General features: G+C 43.4%; 14 protein-coding genes. 1 reads left to right on the forward strand and 13 read right to left on the reverse strand.

Annotated features, from left to right (window positions below; translation table 11 throughout):
- The 9 genes from WC955_06130 to WC955_06170 form a co-directional block, all read right to left on the reverse strand.
- The coding region (locus WC955_06130; GenBank protein ID MFA5858626.1) for a hypothetical protein at positions 1-1,237 on the reverse strand (1,237 nt) is incomplete at its 3' end.
- A 2-nt stretch (positions 1,238-1,239) separates the two neighbouring features.
- Positions 1,240-3,561, reverse strand: coding sequence for a DUF2723 domain-containing protein (locus tag WC955_06135; GenBank protein MFA5858627.1), 2,322 nt, complete (start codon positions 3,559-3,561; stop codon positions 1,240-1,242).
- A complete protein-coding gene (locus WC955_06140) occupies positions 3,558-5,282 on the reverse strand; it encodes a hypothetical protein (GenBank protein MFA5858628.1) in 1,725 nt (574 codons plus the stop codon). The genes WC955_06135 and WC955_06140 overlap by 4 nt, the downstream gene beginning before the upstream one ends.
- Positions 5,282-7,321, reverse strand: coding sequence for a DUF2723 domain-containing protein (locus WC955_06145; protein MFA5858629.1), 2,040 nt, complete (start codon positions 7,319-7,321; stop codon positions 5,282-5,284). The genes WC955_06140 and WC955_06145 overlap by 1 nt, the downstream gene beginning before the upstream one ends.
- Positions 7,322-9,502, reverse strand: a complete 2,181-nt coding sequence (locus tag WC955_06150) for a DUF2723 domain-containing protein (GenBank protein MFA5858630.1) — start codon at positions 9,500-9,502, stop codon at positions 7,322-7,324. It abuts the gene before it with no gap.
- On the reverse strand, positions 9,418-11,610 hold the full coding sequence (locus WC955_06155; protein MFA5858631.1) for a glutamine amidotransferase: 2,193 nt from the start codon (positions 11,608-11,610) through the stop codon (positions 9,418-9,420). Before WC955_06155 ends, WC955_06150 begins: the two co-directional genes overlap by 85 nt.
- A gap of 34 nt (positions 11,611-11,644) precedes the next feature.
- Positions 11,645-12,415, reverse strand: coding sequence for a DUF4159 domain-containing protein (locus WC955_06160; GenBank protein ID MFA5858632.1), 771 nt, complete (start codon positions 12,413-12,415; stop codon positions 11,645-11,647).
- A complete protein-coding gene (locus WC955_06165) occupies positions 12,399-14,525 on the reverse strand; it encodes a VWA domain-containing protein (protein MFA5858633.1) in 2,127 nt (708 codons plus the stop codon). The genes WC955_06160 and WC955_06165 overlap by 17 nt, the downstream gene beginning before the upstream one ends.
- Before the next feature lie 3 nt (positions 14,526-14,528).
- A complete protein-coding gene (locus WC955_06170; GenBank protein MFA5858634.1) occupies positions 14,529-15,428 on the reverse strand; it encodes a DUF58 domain-containing protein in 900 nt (299 codons plus the stop codon).
- A 144-nt stretch (positions 15,429-15,572) separates the two neighbouring features.
- Here WC955_06170 and WC955_06175 point away from each other — a divergent pair, with 144 nt between their 5' ends.
- Positions 15,573-16,247: a sulfite exporter TauE/SafE family protein gene (locus WC955_06175; protein ID MFA5858635.1), complete on the forward strand. Its 675-nt coding sequence runs from the start codon at positions 15,573-15,575 to the stop codon at positions 16,245-16,247.
- Positions 16,248-16,265: 18 nt separating this feature from the next.
- Here the strand turns inward: WC955_06175 and WC955_06180 are convergent, their stop codons facing one another.
- The 4 genes from WC955_06180 to WC955_06195 form a co-directional block, all read right to left on the reverse strand.
- On the reverse strand, positions 16,266-17,093 hold the full coding sequence (locus tag WC955_06180; GenBank protein ID MFA5858636.1) for a type II secretion system F family protein: 828 nt from the start codon (positions 17,091-17,093) through the stop codon (positions 16,266-16,268).
- A 13-nt stretch (positions 17,094-17,106) separates the two neighbouring features.
- Positions 17,107-17,820 carry a type II secretion system F family protein gene (locus tag WC955_06185; protein MFA5858637.1) on the reverse strand — a complete coding sequence of 238 codons (714 nt, stop codon included), beginning with the start codon at positions 17,818-17,820 and terminating at the stop codon, positions 17,107-17,109.
- Positions 17,821-17,907: 87 nt separating this feature from the next.
- Positions 17,908-18,582: a ribulose-phosphate 3-epimerase gene (rpe, locus tag WC955_06190; GenBank protein ID MFA5858638.1), complete on the reverse strand. Its 675-nt coding sequence runs from the start codon at positions 18,580-18,582 to the stop codon at positions 17,908-17,910.
- Positions 18,579-19,343: a PASTA domain-containing protein gene (locus WC955_06195; protein ID MFA5858639.1), complete on the reverse strand. Its 765-nt coding sequence runs from the start codon at positions 19,341-19,343 to the stop codon at positions 18,579-18,581. The genes rpe and WC955_06195 overlap by 4 nt, the downstream gene beginning before the upstream one ends.
- Positions 19,344-19,352: the final 9 nt, after the last annotated feature.

The following is a 19,352-nucleotide window of genomic DNA, read 5'->3' on the forward strand; positions in this document are numbered from 1 at the left end:
CAGTTTCTGATACTATCAAATCCTCCTCGGGCGATAATATTGATACAACCGGGTTATCATCAGGTACTGTCAGTACCCTGTATTGAGTGAGGTCAACATTCCTGAACCCGTTCTCATCCTCAACATCAAACCAGTAGGTATCATCACGCAGGATATGGAGTTCACCCATAAGTTCCTTTGCACTATTATTAATTTTTAAACCCACAATCTCGCCGGATTTCAGCATAACCCTCGCAGCCTTCACACGTTTATTAACCTTAACTTTTAACTCTACACGTGTCCCCACCAACGCACGGATTGTACCATCCGCCCCGTCGATAAGTTCAGGTTTACGGTTGGTATACGGCGGGTAATACAGTTTTAAACTAATATCCCCCACCTGCACACCGGTGATAACATCAATGGAATATACCGGTGAAACATACTCCCCGCAGGTGATACGGTATTTTATACTGCGTTCAACCCCGGGGAAAATGTACCTAAACTTTTTATTATCAACATACGCCATTACATCCGTATTCTTACCGATAATGTCAGACCAGTACACGATCTTCGGGATTTTGGGGATATACTTCCTGCTGTTAAGTTCAACATTAACCTTCATCCCCTGTAGCACAGTAAGATTCCCCGGGAGGACAGACATATCCTCCCGCCCAACAGTTTCCGGGAAAAGTACACGGGTAAGATTATTCCTTAACCCGCCGGGATTAAAAAGTGTTAGTATAAACAGAAAAGTTATAACGGATATCAATAGAACGTATACGACGCGGATACCCACTTTTTTTCTCCCGCGAGTATACCCACCCCCCGAAGTTTTATCCTTAACCTCCTGCTCAACTTGTTCAACAAATTTTTCTACCATTGCGGAGGAGGTAGCCTGGCTTTGCGGGCCAAGCTTACTACTCTCAAGCTGTACAGCATTAATTACGCGGTCACTAAACTCAGGATGTACCTGTTTAAGCGCCACTAAATCCTTAATCCCGCCAATAGGTTTCACAAAAATGTATACACCCGCCCATACCAGTCCCGATAAAGTTGAAATCCCCGCGCACCAACGATAAAATATGCGTAATCCGTAGGGTAATAACAGTACAGCATCCACCGCTGCCATAATAATTACCGACGTAAAAACGAGGGTAAGGATTAAACTTAAGACCTTCCCTGCGTACATACCCCGCAGGAGTACTACCCCGCGGGTAATAAATCTGTGTAAATACTTAAACTGTTCAATACCCAAAATTATGCCTTACTCTTCTGAAGGTTATACCGTGCCATAGGCAAAAACTTCAATGCCCGTGGTTCATTCGGTGAGACCCTCAGCATTTGTTCCAACGTACTCACAACGCTTTGCCAATCTCCGCGTTTCCAATATACCACCGCCTGGTTATACAACGCATTAGTCCCCGTTGGGTGGTACTTCAGGGCATAAGCGTACTGTATTAATGCATCCTCACTGCGGTTCAACCGTGATTCCAGTAATACCCCGCAGTTATTATACGCATCCGCAATATCTTTACGGATACCTTCCTTAACTTCAGGATATGAATTATATTGTTCCGCTTTCTTTAATAACCCCGCAGCGCTCCCCGCAGCGAGGCCGTAGTATTTAACAGCATCACTCACACGGTTTTGTTCCATATAAACATACGCTAAACTTGAATAATTCAAAGGATAAGACGGGTTGAGGTTGATAGCTTTCTTAAAATACTTCTCCGCAAGAGTTAATTCTTTAATATCCATAAAATATTTTGCGATACCAAAATATCCCCGCGCATAGTCTTCTATGAGGTCAGGCGTAAAAAATTCGTGGTACGCATCATAAAACATGCGTTGCCGGTAAACCATAAACTCAGTATCCATGATTACACCGCGCCGCACAGTATTATTTCCCGCTTCTTTCGCGGTTTTTTCTATGCACTGCCCAACAATACCGTTTGGTATGAACCTAAATACCAAACTTGTTTCATCAACGGGATCAGTTTCAACGGTAAAGAAAACGCGATACCCGTACCCATCTTTATTTTTTTGATAAAACTCCTCCACCTGTACCGGTTCTTTTGTGTTAGTGACAAACAAATCAGGGTATAACCGTTTCATTTGTTCCTGATACCACCAACTCCCCGCAAGGCCCTGTGCAACAATTTTTGTACCCAAACTTTTCCCGCATGCCAACCCGCGGTACCATAACGCAAACACCTGGACATCCTCTTTCGCAACGACAACAGTATTTGGCCCGCAGGAACGTAAAACATTACCCGCATAATCCCATACGGAATAGTATGAACGTTTATCCAGTACACGGTAATGCATAACGGTATTCACGCTAACAGCAAATAAAAGTATTAGTGTAAACCCATACGCCACAGCTTTCCTGACACAAAAACCGATGGTTCCGCCGCTATTCCCATCGATAAATTCAATACACGCCAGTACCCCGAGCCCGCACCACAAAACTATTGTCAGGGAAGGCAACAAAAAATGTGCTTCAAGAATCGCTAATGCATGAGTATTCGGCGGCATATTGCTTAGATAAATAAATACCGGCCCGCTGATGATAAACCAAGCGAGTGTAGCAGTTAGGTACCACTTATTCTTTATCCAGAGATACGCAAGCCCGAGGATAGCGAGAACACAACCGGTAATTGTGTAGTTATACAGTACATAGTTAAAGAAAAAGTTTAATCCCGCACCAAAATTTTCACCTGCCGCGTACCGTACTGAAAGAAGGTCAAGCGTTCCCCCGTGTGTCTTACGTGTAACCGTTGAAATTAACTGTTCAATTGTTGCGGGATGGTTCCAATCAAACAACGGTAAAGTACCCGACCGAAGCAGAAGGTAAAGATATACCCCCGCACCGGTAATCCCCGCGAGAAGGTAAACCCCGATTTTTGAAAATATCCGTCCCTCACCAATCGTAACCCCGTTTTCTTTTGGGTAAATCCAGTAGTAGTAAATAAACATTACCGCAAACCCCGGGGCGTATAATACGAGATCCAACCGATTCCCTAACCCCAACCCGGCAATCAGGAAGAATAGTATCCATAACTTCGTACTTCTTTGGATGAAACACAACCGCGTGAGTATATACACCACCCCCGCAGCGAATAATGTATTCAGCGTATACATCTCCGGTACTAACGATAGGTACCACTGGAGATACGATGTTGCGGAAAGTAATGCCGTGAGGAATGTTGAGAAAACAACTATATTCCCATACTTTTCCAGTATACCGGTAGATAAGAATTTTTCTGTAAATAAGAGCAGTGTAAGAAATAACAATACTGCGGTCCCGGCACTGCATACCGCTGAGAATAAATTCATACGGTACGCAAAATTACCGATCATAACCGCAGAAGTTATTATTTTCCCAATAATTGTGTACAGTGGATACCCCGGAGGATGCATAATCCCTAACTTAACCGTAGCCGTACACATTTCACCGGCATCACGGTAGGGCGCTACCGTCGGGAACATTGTGTGGACATACAATCCCAGGGTTAGGACAAACACAATGAACGCTATAACATACTTAAACCGTGAAAGTTTTAGGTTGAAGTTCATTTAAGTAATTCAATCCTTCGTATCATACGTTCTGTCCCCGCCTGGTTATTGACAGTATAATACAACTTCGCAAGGCGTTCACAGGTATCCTTATCATTTGTAATATCATAAACCATAATTGAATTCCCAATGAACGCAACAGCGGGTTTGTGTTTTAGCCAGTCAAAAATATTGTATCCCAGCTGCCCGAAGTATTGTCCCTGCAGGTTGGTAACACTAACCGCTAAAGCTTCCTTCACAGGATTGTCTGAATTAACATAGTTTTTCTCACCCCATACGCTGAACGAAAAAAGGTCCTGGAATTCAAACCCTGCATACTCAGGAGTACACGCACCGTAGTATGAAAGTATAACATCAGAATACCCGTTTTTCTTGAGGTAATCCCTGAGATTATGCAAATCCTGCCCCCAATCACAGTTGGACTCAACCACATACTTCCACCCGTTAGACTTACCCCCTGCGAGGATATTAAAATAACTTAAGTAATGAGGGTATACATACGCATTAGCCACTAGGTAAAGTAATAATAATACTGCCATCCCACCTTTTTTTATAACTGCATACTTCCCACTTTTTTCCTGTAAGATACACGCGCAGGCATACCCCGCAAAAATGAAGAGTACCGGATAAACCGGGAGTACATACCTTACCCCCAACTGTTTTGTACTCACCGACGCAAAGAGTAATAATATAAATACTGCGGAGATCAACTGTAACGCTATCACTTTGTTGGATTTAAGCATTCTATACACCCCATACCCAGCTGCGAGTACCAAAGGAATTGATAACTTCATCGCGAGTACCGCAAGGTAGTAATACCGGAACCCATCCTGGGAGTACTTACCCAATAAATAACACGCCTGTCCTTTCCCCTGGGTAGCAAGCATGTTCTTTATAGCAAGAACAAAATAGTTTACCTCCGTAAAACGGTACATTAATAACACCAATACTATCCCCGCGATAATCCCTGTAATAACAGGGACAGCAAAGAATTTCCATTGTTTCCGCACATTAATAAAATCAATCCCTGCAAGGATGATGAATGTAGGAAGTAAAAGTAAGCCCGTAAGTTTTGTAAGTATTGCCATCACAGCAGTTAGTCCCACGAGAATCCCGGTGATTATCCCCGGTGCACGGAGGAATCGTATGAATAACAATACCGCAATGGTATACCACCCGGTAACCATCATATCCTCAACTGCATACCCGCTGTACGCAATAATTTCTGTATTAAAAACATACCATATAAGCGTACCCATCCCGGCAATTGTATTTGAGAACAGTTTTGAGGTTAACAAAAATATTAATAACCCGAATAATACTGAACACAGGATCATCATAACCCTCGCGGAATTTAGGATTTTATCAGCGGATACAGTGTTTTTGTACACAAACCCTAACGCAAGGTTCCATCTGTACTGGAACCATTCACTAGGATCTTTTGCATTCTGCCAACCGTCACAGTATTTCCAGTCCATCCCCGCGGTATCAATTTTTGCATCTTTCATAAACATTGACGGTAACGCAAGGATTATCCCCGTGCCGACAGGTTTATCGATAGCCATACGGTAATCGCCGGTACGGAGGATTGAATTCCCGAACGCAACATAAAACGCTTCGTCATATACCGCAGAATTATGGCGGGTAACACTTAACGTAATACCAAAAAAGGTTGTAAGTAAAACCGTAATAAAAAAATAACTACCAATTTTGTTATTCATTAACCACCCTTTCTCCCTACCCGCAAACGCGCTTGCTGGAGATACCGTTTAGCGTCGTTATGGTTAGGGTTAAGTTCCACTACGCGTTCAAGCTCGCGGATAACATCATCCCACCTGTTACTCCGCCAATAGGCTACTGCGAGATTATAATGCGCGGTAACACTTTTAGGATCAACCGCAATTGCCAAGTTATACTCATCAACCGCAGATTTTAGGTTACCCATTTTTTCGTAGACCACCCCGAGGCTATTATGCGCATCAGCGTTACCGGGATAAAGTTTAGTAATACCTTTATACACCCCCTCTGCGTCTGTATACCATCCTTTAGAAGTAAACCAATACCCTGCCATCAACCTTGGTGCGGGTTGGTTTTCGCCATGTACCGCATAAGAATTAAGTAATTTCACAGCACGGCCTTTATCCCCGTAATTAAGATAATAATTCCCTAGTATCTGCCAATACATCATTACCAACCCCTTACCCCGGGTATCGGTATTCTGCGTTATCCGTAAAACACTTACATCGTCGATATACACACAGGGAAGCTGGTTCTCCCCAACTGAATGCAATAACCCATAAGGTTTTCTCACAATGTTTATCATCTCAGGTTCAAACGTAGCGTAGAACACCGGCCGTTGTGATTCTTTGATAAGTTTACGTTCTACAGCTTCACGACGGATAAGCCGCGGGCCACCCCAGACTTTATAATAATCATCACCATAAATACTGCGGGTAACACCTGCATTACAGTCGATATAATCAACATCAGGACGCAGGTGTTCAGTTTTGATAAGATAATTAACACTGAATTCCATTTCATCCGCACGGTCGGATAACACAATACTATTCATTGGCGTATTTTTGAGGATATCCTTAGCGTGATCATAGAACACATACTCCCCCCGCCAGGTAGTAGACTTATACTGTGACGCAAACAAGATTACGGGCAAAACTAACATTAATCCCGTTAATCCAGTGCGTAACACCCCAACCTTTTTGGGGATCAATGACGGGAGTAAGGATAATATAATCATCAACGGCGGTAACGACAGATAAATAAACCGTTCAAGTAACGCAGCGGATTCCGGATTGCTTGCGGGTATACGCGCAGCATACAAAAATGCCGGCCCGGAGAAAAGTGTCAGAACTATTAGAGTCAGGGCATACCGCCAGTTACGCATAAAATACAGTATCCCCGCGCAGAGCAATAATACCGTCCCGGGTAAGGTTATACCCCGGGTTAGAATTTTTAAGTAGAACACTGTCTGCCCGGTAATCAAACCTATACTCCAGGGTAACGGTTCACCCATTGTGAGATTACCCCCATACCTTGACCTAAGCACTATCCCGATAAACCGTTCGAATATCCGAGGATCCTCCCACGCGTAAAGAGGTAATTTAACTGCGCGGAGGTAAATATATGCGTACACCGTTAAACCAAGAATAAAAAATCCTCCCGCGACTGCAAGTTTGGAAAGTGTTACCCCCAACTCCTTCCTCCGGAAGAAGAGTATCAACGCATACCCGGGAATATATGTTATCAACGTATAATGATTCCCCAACCCAAACCCCAGCATTAACCCTGCGAATACAACAGCCCTTGGGTCCGGTTCTTTTTTCATTAACGCATAGAGTATACATACCGCAAAAAATGAGTTAAGGGTATAAACTTCAGTAGTCAACCCGAGAAACCAAAAGTATTGAGTGAACCCCAGAACAAACCCCGCGAGTATCCCCGGGATAACGCTTCCCGCTAAATCCGCAGCCAGTAGTACCACCACACCTACCGTAAGAGCTGCGAATATCGAGGACATAACATTTACGCGGTAAACCTTAGACCCAAACGGTAAATACCGGCAGGTAAGGTTACCCAGTAATGTATAAACCGGATACCCTGACGGATGAGCAGTCCCCAGTGTCGCGCAGACACCCGCAAATTCGCCGCTATCATCTGAAGTTAATGCCGGTGCTGACATCGGGACATAGATTGCCAGTATAACAATTACTGAGATCAACGCCGTTACATGTTTTAGTTTCACTTACTGCCCGCTTCTGCGTTTAAGGTTTTCTTCCGCTTTTTTCATATACCCATACGCTCTTTGGTTATCAGGTTCAATCTCAACAATCCGGCGGTAGGCATTAACCGCTTCACTCCAGTTTTGTTCACGCCAGTATATCACCCCAAGATTATAATACGCCTCGGTACTCCGCGGGTTAATGCGTAACGCTTGAGTAAGTACGGTTTTCGCAGATTCTAACTCACCCGCATGTTCCTTCACTGCTGCGAGGTTGCACAAGGTAGATATGTCATTAGGTTTTATCCTTAATGCTCTTCGGTACAACGCTTCCGCCCCAGGGTAGTTACGCTGCTGAAACTTTTCATACGCATCCACGAGGTATGCACCATAAATATTTGACTCCAACCACATAGCATCGGGATACTTACTCCACGCATAATCCCAGAAGGTATAGTCACTGCGGGATACACCAGCCTGGTAAAAGTACAGGGGCACTAACGACCTGCTGCGATAATCGTAATACTTTTTGTCATAAACCCCGCGGAGTGAGTAAAGTTCAAAGTAATCAAAGTTATGGCTATTAATTTTCTCCCGGCTGACACTACTCTCTACGAGATACAATATCCCGCATAAAGTAAGTTTATACCCGGGCAATATATTAGGATTAAACGTAGAATAGTATACGGGCTTGAGTTTAGCATACCCGGCTTCAACCTCAATCCTGCGTCTCTCCTTTTCATCCCGGGGAATACTTCGGAAGTCAGAACCATACGCGTTTGAGAACACCAACCCCCCGCGGTCATGGAGTTCAACATCACCTCTTTGTTTCTCCGCAAAATTGAGGTACGCAAGGCTATAAAAAGTATCATCCCCGCCATCCATAAAAAGTACGGACTTAAGCGCCATTGTCTTCAACACATTTTTCCCATAATCATAGGTAAGATAATACTCCCGCCAGTCACAGCTATTATAGTTTTGGGTAAACAAAAACACGGGGATAACCGCTGCTAACCATACCATATGCTTAACTTTTCTGTAGATCCACGCGAGCCCCAACGCAAAACTTATACAAACCCCAACGGACGATAAAATATAAAACCTTCCAAGTACACCGTCAAGCATTGCATTAAACGGCGGGTTACCGAGGATAAAGAAAAATATACCCGAGAATAGTGTTAATAATACAGTACTCACCACCACAACACGGTTTTTTGTATAAGCAACCACCCATGCGGTTATTGCCACCGCCATCACCACCCAGGTAAGCTGTTCCCCTGTATTCACAGCATACCTAACGATTTGCCGGATAAGCACAGAAATATCATGCGGCACCTTCTCCCCGACGGTAAGAGAAAAACTACCGTAATCCGCGCGGGTAAATACTCTCCAGAGATTATAAATATTCTCAGCATTACCCCAGTCTAACACAGGATTTTTTACTGACCTTATCATAAGATACAGGTATACAGTCATCCCGCATAACGCAAAGATTATTGCTATAAACAATACCCGCAGGTTAACCTTTTTCTTCAGCATAAAATACCATGCCGCAACTCCGGGAATTATCAACGCAATAGTTTGATGATTACCCATTGCGAGCCCAAAGATAAACGTTATGGCGTATAACCGCAGGTCTACACTTTTTTCAGGATGACGGTAGTACATAAGATAAAGTATTACAAGCATAAACAACGTATTCATCGCAAAAACTTCTGTCTGTACCGCAGACTTCCAGAATTCCAGGCTCAACCCCAACACTGCAGCAGCTATTGCGCTGATACCTATGCTGCTCCAAACCCCAACCCCATCACTTTGGGCACTATCTGAAGTACCAACACCAAGAATATCGGTTAATACCAAAAACAAGAGAAGTACGCTTAACGCTGATAAAACCGCAGAGACAAGGTTAACCCTGTATGCAGTGGTACCTACCGGCATTATGCTATCCATAACTTTTGATACCACCAAAAACGCGGGATACCCCGGTGAATGCGCGGTACCCATAATTTTTGCCGCAGCAATAAACTCGCCACTATCCCCCGTCGATATTGTGGGACACATTGTGTGGGTGTACAACGCAAAGAATACTGTGAATACCGCAAACCCGGTTAAATATTTCACGGTAAACCTCTCATCCTGCGGAGGAACCATTCTATACACAAAATTATAGTTAACAATAAATAAAAGTACCATTCTGTCCATACGCGATACCTGAACTTAACGGCAGCACTACTTTTTGCGGATAAAAAGTTTAATTGCCCGGGATTAAACTCCTTTATTGACGACACCCCGCCTTGTGTTACCCCTGCTATAGCGTTTAGGAGTTCCATATTCGGGCGTAACTCGTCATCCTCACCAAAACTTTTTGCATTAACCGTTATCCCTGTATCTCCGGCTAAACCCCTGCGGCCATACGCGGTAATTTTAAAATAATACTTCCCTGCGGTTGACGGCAGGTATTCCACCCAGTACTCCCCGGGTTTTACCAGCATCGCGGTATCAGAAATATCCGTACGTACATCCTTCTGCGGTAACTGCACCACAACTTTTACCCGTGCACTGTTGTCCAGCCGGTATTGATCATCAAGTACCGTTATTTTAATCAATACTTTTTCGTTTAAGCTAACCTCACTTTTTTCTGCTACCACGCGTACAGCGCTTAATTGTTCACCCCGGGTAAGCCAGCGGACTGATTGCGACCAAAAACGGTCATACAACTCCTTACCCTTCCCGATCTTCGCGAGGCCCATTGCCCAGCGCCAGGTGGTGTTTGACGCTAAGGACATCACCCTGCCATTACCGTAATCCCACAGGGTTAACACCGGCAAACTTCCCCGTGCAGTGGTTATCTTCGGGTGTACCCCGACAACCGTAGCGCCGGGCTTTGCATCACCCGTGATATTACACCCTTCAAGTTCCGGCATTAACCCCCACAACCTTTTGTTTTCATCAAAGTCAGTACTTAACGCTACAACCGGATGCTGTGGTACGGCTAATTTGAGGTTAAACTTCTGGGTATCAACCTGTTCTTCATACCCACCGATTTCAACCGGCAGAATACGTTCCACCGCGGTTTCCTTATACCCCCCGCGGCCAAACGCATTATCCCCGCCGATCATAAGAAACCCGCCGCCTTTTTCTTTGACAAACCACGCAAGTTTTTCCAGCATCGCAGGGGTGATAGCAAACCTTTGATACGCAAAGTTTTCAAATATCAGGAGGTCAAACTGCGGGAGGTAATTCATAAATATTTCCTGATGCGGGAACGGTATCAACGATAACTGGTCATCAGATACAAACGCTATATTTTCAGGATTACGCAGGATGATAAAAGATACGAGTTCGATTGACGGGTCGCCTTTAAGAACATTACGCAGGTATGAGTACTCATAATTCGCCTGCCCGCAGATATAGAGCACCCTAATTTTTTCGCGGATAATTGATAACGTAAAATCTTTAACATTATTATTTTTTACTAACTCACCAGCTATCACAGGTGCCTGAACCGATAATTTACGTTCCCCGACATAATCCGACAAAAAGTCAAACCCCGCTCTCCCCTTACCGTTACTGTCAAGTTTAACAACCTTCTTCTGGAGTACCGCCCCGGCTTCGTTCAACGTAACCACTACTTCTGTGTTTTCATACCCGGTACCGGTGATATCCACCCCGATTTTTGTATCAACATTCTTAAACGCGATACTGCTGTAGGATAAGTTTTCAAGTGCTATATCATGCTCCACCTGTGCGGAGGTTGCCACACAGTTTACCGGATACGCAACATCCTTTACTTGCGCCATAATATTAATTTGTGAATTATTATGTATCCCGTCAGTAACAATGATGATACCGGGAACTGCGTTATTATACTCAGTGCTTACCTGTTTAAACACTGCGCTTAGGTCAGTATACTCACCCGTTGGCCCGGCGGATAAGTTGTACGGTACGGCGGTAGAAGACGAGAATGTGTAGTATTTCAGAGAAAACCTGTGCCCCAAACTTTTTAACGCATCATTATTAAGCCATACCTTCGCTTCATCCCACCTGCTTCTCGGGCCGCCATAAGCCATACTCCGTGAATTATCAATAAAAACGGGTACGACATTTTTCCTTACCGGCGCATCGTAATTAACGTATACCGGCTGAAGGATAAGCATTAACGCAAGGATGTACACACACAACCTTATCCATACAGCAACTTTTTGACGTAGAGCATGTTTACGATAAAACAAATATGTCACCGCTCCGGCAGCTAATGCGAAGACTACCGTCAATATTATCGCGGGGACTGACGTTTCAATATCGTGCATATCTTATGTTTCCCATACCCATTTTTTCTGTTCTTTACCTTACTTCAAGTTTACGTTGTATAAACGGTTGATGTATGACATCCGTTTTATACGTCCCGGTTACGCAATACATAATTATATTCGCGAATAATTTAATACCTTCCAACCTCTGGGATTCACCTCCGGGGATACAGTTATAAACATACTTCCCAAACTCATCTTTCATCCATACACCAAGCATATCGTTTTGCGTGTAGATCACCACCAACCGGTTTGACAACATAATCCCTTCAGTATAATTATTAATCACCTGCCGTCCCCCAACGGTGCGAAGTAAGTAAAACGCGCGGTAGATCGCGTTATCCCGGGGTATAATTTTGAACCCGCTACCGGGAAGGATACGTTTGAACTCACGGCGGATACTTAAATCAAACCCCGTGTTTTTCCGCCCGGTAATATCATTCACAAAAATTAATCCACCACCCAGGATATATCTCCTAAGATTTTCTACTTCATGATTGGTAAACGGCTGGAATTCGCTATCCCCGGTTATAACCAAAAACGGTGATTCAAACAATAATTCATCTTCAGCGGTAACCACCCGGCGGGTAGAATACGGTTTGATACTTGTGGTGGTAGACATAAATTTAAGCACATGGCGTTCAACCCCGGTATATGAGTCCCAGTTACCCCCAGTGTATCTTAACTGTGTGAACACAAACCTATCCCGCTGAGGTTCAGAGTACAGGACAGTACTCATAAATACCGGTAACCATAGTGATACTATAACCATCCAAATTAACGGTTTATTACTGTATAACTTCACCGCTTTTTTTGTCCTCCCGTTTTTTTGTCATCACACCCGCAAGCACGCTTTCCGCGAGTAGTATTAAAAATAACGCTGCACTTAATCCAGTTGAAGCATCACTCCCATACAAAAGTTTCCTGAAATCATTATCTATAGTGTTAACATTATTCTGTATCACCGCAACATTCTGTAGTCTTAAGATAGTACGGAGGTCGGTGGTACCATCTTTACTTAACGCAGACTCACCGTTCTCAGGGTTGGGATTAACCACAGCGTAATGCACCTCACGGTGTTCCGCTACGGGATAAGATACGCGATAAATCCCGGGATTGCGGGTATCAACGATTTTAATATTTTTCCCATGGACTTCAATACTTTTTTCATAGTCACCGATAATTGTTTCAACTGTAACAAGGTTTTTATTTACATTCTCAGGGACAGGCACTTCAATAACCGTCCCCGCGGGATAGTACCCTACAGACCTAACCTTTTTTTCTGAACAGTACCGCAGAATTTCCTGCCACAGGGTTACATACGCGCCATACGCCGGGAAGTTTGTCCATGCGCGGTCAAGTGTTGTCGTCAACAAAAACACCTTACCCCCCCCGGGGAACGGTATATGCTCTGAGAGTAACGGTTCACCGGTATCCGTACGCAAGAGTATCCGCGCATTATCCTTTAGTGATGACTTAAAATACTTCTCTATGCGTATACCGTTATAATTAAGCAACTGTTTATCCACTCCTACAGGTTCAGCAACCATACCACCAAGTACTGCCGGTAGTAAAGGATTTAATGCGGAGTAATATTTTTCGGTAACAACATTACTCCCCAACGTGATCAACACATTACCTTTTTTGCGGAGGTACTGGCTTAACGTGTTTGATATACCATCAGGATCCGCGGTATCCGTTAAACTAAGATTCGCAAGGACTATTAACCCGTACTCCGCGAAATTAACAACTCCTTCTTCAGGGAAACTGTTATAAACATCAACCACAACATTTTTTGTGTCACGTTTAGGTGATAGCGCGGTGATAAAGTAGTATGCTTCACTATCCACCGGCGAATATCCTGGCTCACCGTTGATTATTAAAACCTTTTGTGACGGCACTGACCACGCAACGGTATAAAACTTATCATCCAGCATAAGGTTATCAGTATCGGTTTGTATACACGCATAAACTTCAGTCCCCGGTTCAATTGTTAACGGCAAACTTTTTGTTACTTTACCTTTCGGGGGTAAGGGAATAAACCCCGCGGAGATTAACGTATCATTCCCCACATTTTTTATCTTGCAGGTAAGCACCGGCACCTGCTGCCCCGCAGTATTTGTGATTTCAATATCCACCAACCCATCTTCCCCGGTAGAAGGCGGTTTTACTACAGTTTTTGATAGATAATGATTCTTAGGCTCACTCCCTGGCGGTAACGTATCAACAACCACTACACGTACGGTTTCATAAAACCCCGGGATCTTAGTCAACCCTTCGTTCTCACGCAATGCTTCCCATACATTCGAACACTGGTCCGTAAGTACAACAATAACCTTAGTACCAATAGCCGAGGTAGACGATAATAACCCGTATGCCTGCTCAAACGCCAACCCCGGCTGTGTCCCCGCAGCGGAGGGTACCACTTTTTTTAGTGCATCCCGGAGAACAGTTTTATCTTTGATAAACCCGTCAGTATGGCGGTATACAGCGTTATCAAAAGAAAATACTGAGTATTGCTCATCATTATTTAACATACCGGCAATTTTTAGTACAGCATCCTTTGCGGAATCAAGCATACTCTTAACACCATCAGGTTTGTATGACATCGATAACGAGGTATCAATCAGAAAACATATCGTACTTTCCTTCCCCTTACCTCCGTGTACCAACGACATTATCGGGCGGGAAAAATACAGGATTATTAGTATTAATGCCAATACACGCAGGAGTAATAACAGGTACTGCCTAAGGCGGTAACTCTTAACACTACGCTGTACTGCGAGGTTGATATACTTAGTCTCGCTGAACCGCAGTTTAATAAGTTTTTTGCGGTATAAAAGGTGTATGAGCACAGGGATCAGTATTACCGGTAAAGCAAGAAAGTATAACGGACTAGAAAAAAATAAGTGCATTACTTAACTATCCCCATACTCATGCCGTTTGGTTAAGTACAACCCCAACGCTTTATCCATACTGCATGAAGTCGGCATAACACAGTAATCAATCCCCGCGGAAGTAAAGTTTTTACGGTAATATTCAGTAAACTCCTTCATAATCCTTTGGTATTCAACCTGTATAATAGCCGGTTCAGTAAGCACAGTCTCTGAGGTTTCAATATTCTCAAACGTAACGGACTCACCTTCGGGTAAGGTTAATTCCATAGGGTCAAGTACGTGGAAGACAATAACTTCATGTTTCTTATGCTGGAAGTACCTAATATTTTTAACCAATTTTTCGGGTTCATCAAAAAGGTCGGAGATAATGATCACGACCCCGCGTTTTTTTATCTTCTGCAGTATTGAAGGCAACATTTTGGCAAGGTTTGTCCCCGCTACGGGTTTGCAGTTTTCAAGTTTTTCGGTTATCAACGAAAGCTGCGCAACTGTATTCCTTGGAGGAAGGTATACGTTTGTTGATTCACTAAAAAACGCTGCACCCACAGCGTCACGTTGTACAGTCATGAGATACGCCAGTGCCGCGGAAAGGAGTTGCGCATACTCAAATTTTGTCATTAACCCGTCAGAAGATTTATAACTCATTGAACTGGAACAGTCTAACACGACATACGCGCGGAGGTTAGTTTCCTCTTCATACTGTTTTACGTAATAACGGTCACTCCGGGCATATACTTTCCAGTCAATATGTTTAGGTTCATCCCCCGGTGAGTACTCACGATGCTGTGCGAACTCCAATGACCATCCGTGGTACGGGCTGCGGTGCTGTCCCGCGATAAAGCCTTCCACCACACTATGAGCGTGTAACGCTAAATTCGATATTTTAGATAGTACGCGTGTATCCAAAAGTTTTAGTGACATAACGATAAATTATACTTGTTTTTGCTTGGTATTGACAAACTCATTGTGTATACACGAATTATACTCATTGACACCTTTATAAACAATTACTATTTTATAAATAGTAAATTAATAAGATATATATACATATTATGAGGAGTTCTGATGGACATCTCAATTGCCGGGCAAGTATTTGTAATGGGCATAACCATGGGATTCACTGCATGCCTGTTGACCTGCGCACCGTTAATGTCTGCGTATGTAATCGGTACAAAATCATCCTGGCATGACGCGTTTAAACAAACCATCCTTTTTTCCGCAGGCAAATTATTGGGATACATGTCACTAGGCGCGGTATCGGGTTTCTCAGGTAAAATGTTAGAACGTATTGAACGTTATATCTTCCAAGACAATTATGTATACTACTCCGAACTACTTATAGGCATATCCTTAATAATCCTCGCGGTTTATTTGGCATTAAAGAAAGATAAGGTTCATTCTGATGGGTGTAAGCTCCGTAAACACGGTTGGGATAAAGGATTGCTGGTTATTGGTTTTCTGATAGGAATCAGCCCATGCCCGCCGTTGATTATTATGTATACAACAATAAGTTTATTAACCCGCACGATTGTTGAAGGGACACTTTACGGCCTGATCTTTGGGCTCGGCAATTTTGTTTCGCCTTTACTCCTCGTCGGCCCGTTAACCGGTATCCTGGGTAAGTATGTTTATACACCCGGGTTTACACGTTTAGCTCGGATACTATCAATCATTGTTATTTTATATATGTCGCTCGGCTATATTTTTATCCCGCTTATAACCCTCTATTATTTACGGTAATAAGTAAGTTTTTTTGTACTACTTCATCCCTAATAACGATAACGCAAACGGTGCGAAGATTGACAAAAATACAGTTGGTAAAATAAAAAACATTAACGGGAAAAGTATCTTCACCGGCGCTTGTGCCGCAACTTTTTCAGCATGAAGGAACCGTTCCGCACGTAGATATTCCGCCTGTACTTTCAAAACTTCAGCTAAACTTGACCCTATAACTATCCCCTGGATCACGGAATTAACAAACGCAGAAACTGCCGGATGCCCTGTACGTAACGAAAACTGGCGTAGGACATCAACACGTGACTGCCCAAGCTGGATCGCGCGGTGTATCTCGCCAAACTCTTCATTAATAACAGGTTCCGGGGAGTACTTAACAATTTTTGCAATTGCTGCGTTAAACCCCAACCCTGACTCCACACAGATAAGCATAAGGTCAATGACATCCGGTAATACGCGGAGCAAGCGTCTCTGCCGGGTTTCAACTTTTTCGTTAATCCATAAAACAGGGAAACATAACCCGAACACTACAGCAGCAAGTGTGTACCCCGCTGTAAATCTTCCTATAAGCGCAGATACTATAATTACACACGCAAGCGCTGAGTATAACTGTATCCCCACAAACTTTTCAGGGTTAAACCCCGCTTTAACCTCACTCCCCGCAAGGTTAATCCTATTCCCCACCCATCCATGCCATATACCTGACAACTTTATCCTCTGCGTCAAAGAAAATACATAAATCCCAGTTCTCTCAAACAGTTCAAGTTTAGATACGGATTTAGGTTTCCACTTAATAAATGTAACTACCAAAACTACAGACATAAATACCAGTACCGATAATAATACACGCATGTTAAGTTTCTCCTTAAATATCAATCTCCACAACTTTTTGTATTAAAAACAATCCCAGCCCGGTCATTAGAAGTATCAGGATTAACACAAGAATACCGTATACTGTGGTATACATCGGACGCATAAGCACAGGGTCAAGTACCCACATCCCGGACAAAATAAGTATTGGCAACGCGCTGATAACATAACCCGACAACCTACCCTGGGCGGTAAGCGCTGCGATCTTGCTCTGTAGTTTATAACGTTCACGCATAGTTACCGCTAACCGCGCTAATACATCACTGAGATTACCCCCGGCTTCCTGCGCGATACTTATTGCTGCGACAGTGATACTCAACTCCTTACTTCCTCCCCTTTGCGCCATAGCTTCAATCGCGCGGATAAACGGTACACCCAGTTTTACGTCATCCACTACAGTTTTAAACTCAACGGATATTGGCCAAGCCATCTCCTGCGCAACCTGCTCAAACGCTTGTTGTATCCCCACCCCGGCCTTTAGCGCAGTAGAAATCATCCCTAGGGCATCAACCAGTTGACGGTTAAAAAGTTCAACTTTTTTTGTCCTGCGGTACCACTCAATAAGTTTAGTAATAACAGAAGAATTTTTTGTGTGTTTAGAAAATTTGAATTTATTGATCAACAACAACAACGACGACAAGTGTGTTACTGAAAATAGGAACAACCCTAATCCCGCAGCTTTAACTAACCATAATCCCGTAGAATCCATAACCCATAATCCCCGCTTTCATCCAACCCAACTTTTTTCGTAGTAACCAAAAACTATATTTTGTAAAGCTATAAACAGTACTTACTATTATCCCTGCACGGTTTTGATAAGCTGGCTGTACTGCCGTAGAACATTCCCCGGCTTTTTTGCTCCAAATACAGCATTACCCAGAACAAAAACATTAGCCCCAGCAGTAATAGTATCCGGCAAGGTATCAAAAGCGATCCCTCCGTCAACTTCGATATCAACCTTATACTTTTTTTTGTCAACAATATCACGTACTTCAAATATTTTGGGTAACACTTCCCGCATAAACTTTTGCCCGCCAAACCCTGGCTCAACGGTCATCATCAATACAAGGTCAAGCTGAGACAATTGTTTTTTTATAGCCTCAACCTTTGTCTTAGGCTTTAGCGAGACCCCTGCTTTTTTCCCAGAAGACTTAATAATCTTAACAGCATCCCATGGATGCCCTTTTGATTCATGATGCACAGTTATGATATCCGCCCCTGCGGTTATATAGTCCTGTACATATTTCTCAGGGTAATCTATCATCAAATGCGTATCAAGGACCAAAGCTTTACCGCACAGTTTACGGATAGCTTTTACAATCAAATGCCCAAAGGTAAGGTTCCTAACAAAATTACCGTCCATTACATCCAGATGTATCCAGCCGGTGCCATTATTTTCGATAAGCTTAACCACTGCCCGTAAATCACTGAGGTCAGCCGTAAGGATTGACGGGGAGATAATATACTTCATTTCTTTTCCTCAACCGAACTATTATTCCCTAATGACAAAATAAGCCGTACTTTCAAACCCTCAGACACTACGGTATCCGCCCGCGGTATTTGGCTGATAACAATATCTTTCTCCGCACCAGAACTATTACTGAACTCAATCCCGAACTCCACACTATTATCGTCACACCACTTTTTTGCAGTGACAACATTTTTGCCGTTAAAGTTAGGGAGTAACACCGTCCCCTCCGGAGGACGCCCGATGGATACCACAATATTCACGAGCTCACCTTTCCCAACCGCATCATTCTCGACAGGGTCCTGTGAGATAATCTTCCCTTTATCCTGTGTGTTACTATACCCCTGTAATTCCTCACCCAACCCTAACCCTGCGCGCCGCAGTAAAAGTTCTGCGCTTCTCACAGTTTCACCCATCAGGTTTGGCACAAATACCGACTGCCCTCCTTTACTGAGTATCACCTGCAGCACACGCCCTTCTTTTATAGTAGTCCCCGCATCAGGTATCTGCCGGATAACAGTATTTGCCGGGTATTTATCATCAAACTGCTCCCCAACCTTTATCAAGCCAAGTTTTAACGGTGTTAAAACATCCATCGCTCCGGTTAATGACTTACCGGTAATACTTGGTATCTTAACTTCAGTTTTGTAATGTATCAACGCATCCATAACGGTATTGAACATCCAGAAAGTAACACCCAAAAACGCGATAGTTACAATAATAACCTCAATAACTGTTTTATTAATTAAACCATTTTTTTTCACTTATCTCCT

The sequence above is a fragment of the Elusimicrobiota bacterium genome (assembly GCA_041658405.1).
Lineage (GTDB): Bacteria > Elusimicrobiota > UBA5214 > JBBAAG01 > JBBAAG01 > JBBAAG01.

Excerpts from the sequence above, each read along its gene's own strand:
- WC955_06175 (MFA5858635.1), top strand. The coding sequence starts at position 15,573 with ATGGACATCTCAATTGCCGGGCAAGTATTTGTAATGGGCATAACCATG.
- WC955_06185 (MFA5858637.1), bottom strand. The coding sequence starts at position 17,820 with ATGGATTCTACGGGATTATGGTTAGTTAAAGCTGCGGGATTAGGGTTG.
- WC955_06150 (MFA5858630.1), bottom strand. The coding sequence starts at position 9,502 with ATGGACAGAATGGTACTTTTATTTATTGTTAACTATAATTTTGTGTAT.
- WC955_06180 (MFA5858636.1), bottom strand. The coding sequence starts at position 17,093 with ATGCGTGTATTATTATCGGTACTGGTATTTATGTCTGTAGTTTTGGTA.
- WC955_06140 (MFA5858628.1), bottom strand. The coding sequence starts at position 5,282 with ATGAATAACAAAATTGGTAGTTATTTTTTTATTACGGTTTTACTTACA.
- rpe (MFA5858638.1), bottom strand. The coding sequence starts at position 18,582 with ATGAAGTATATTATCTCCCCGTCAATCCTTACGGCTGACCTCAGTGAT.
- WC955_06135 (MFA5858627.1), bottom strand. The coding sequence starts at position 3,561 with ATGAACTTCAACCTAAAACTTTCACGGTTTAAGTATGTTATAGCGTTC.
- WC955_06165 (MFA5858633.1), bottom strand. The coding sequence starts at position 14,525 with ATGCACTTATTTTTTTCTAGTCCGTTATACTTTCTTGCTTTACCGGTA.
- WC955_06155 (MFA5858631.1), bottom strand. The coding sequence starts at position 11,610 with ATGCACGATATTGAAACGTCAGTCCCCGCGATAATATTGACGGTAGTC.
- WC955_06170 (MFA5858634.1), bottom strand. The coding sequence starts at position 15,428 with ATGTCACTAAAACTTTTGGATACACGCGTACTATCTAAAATATCGAAT.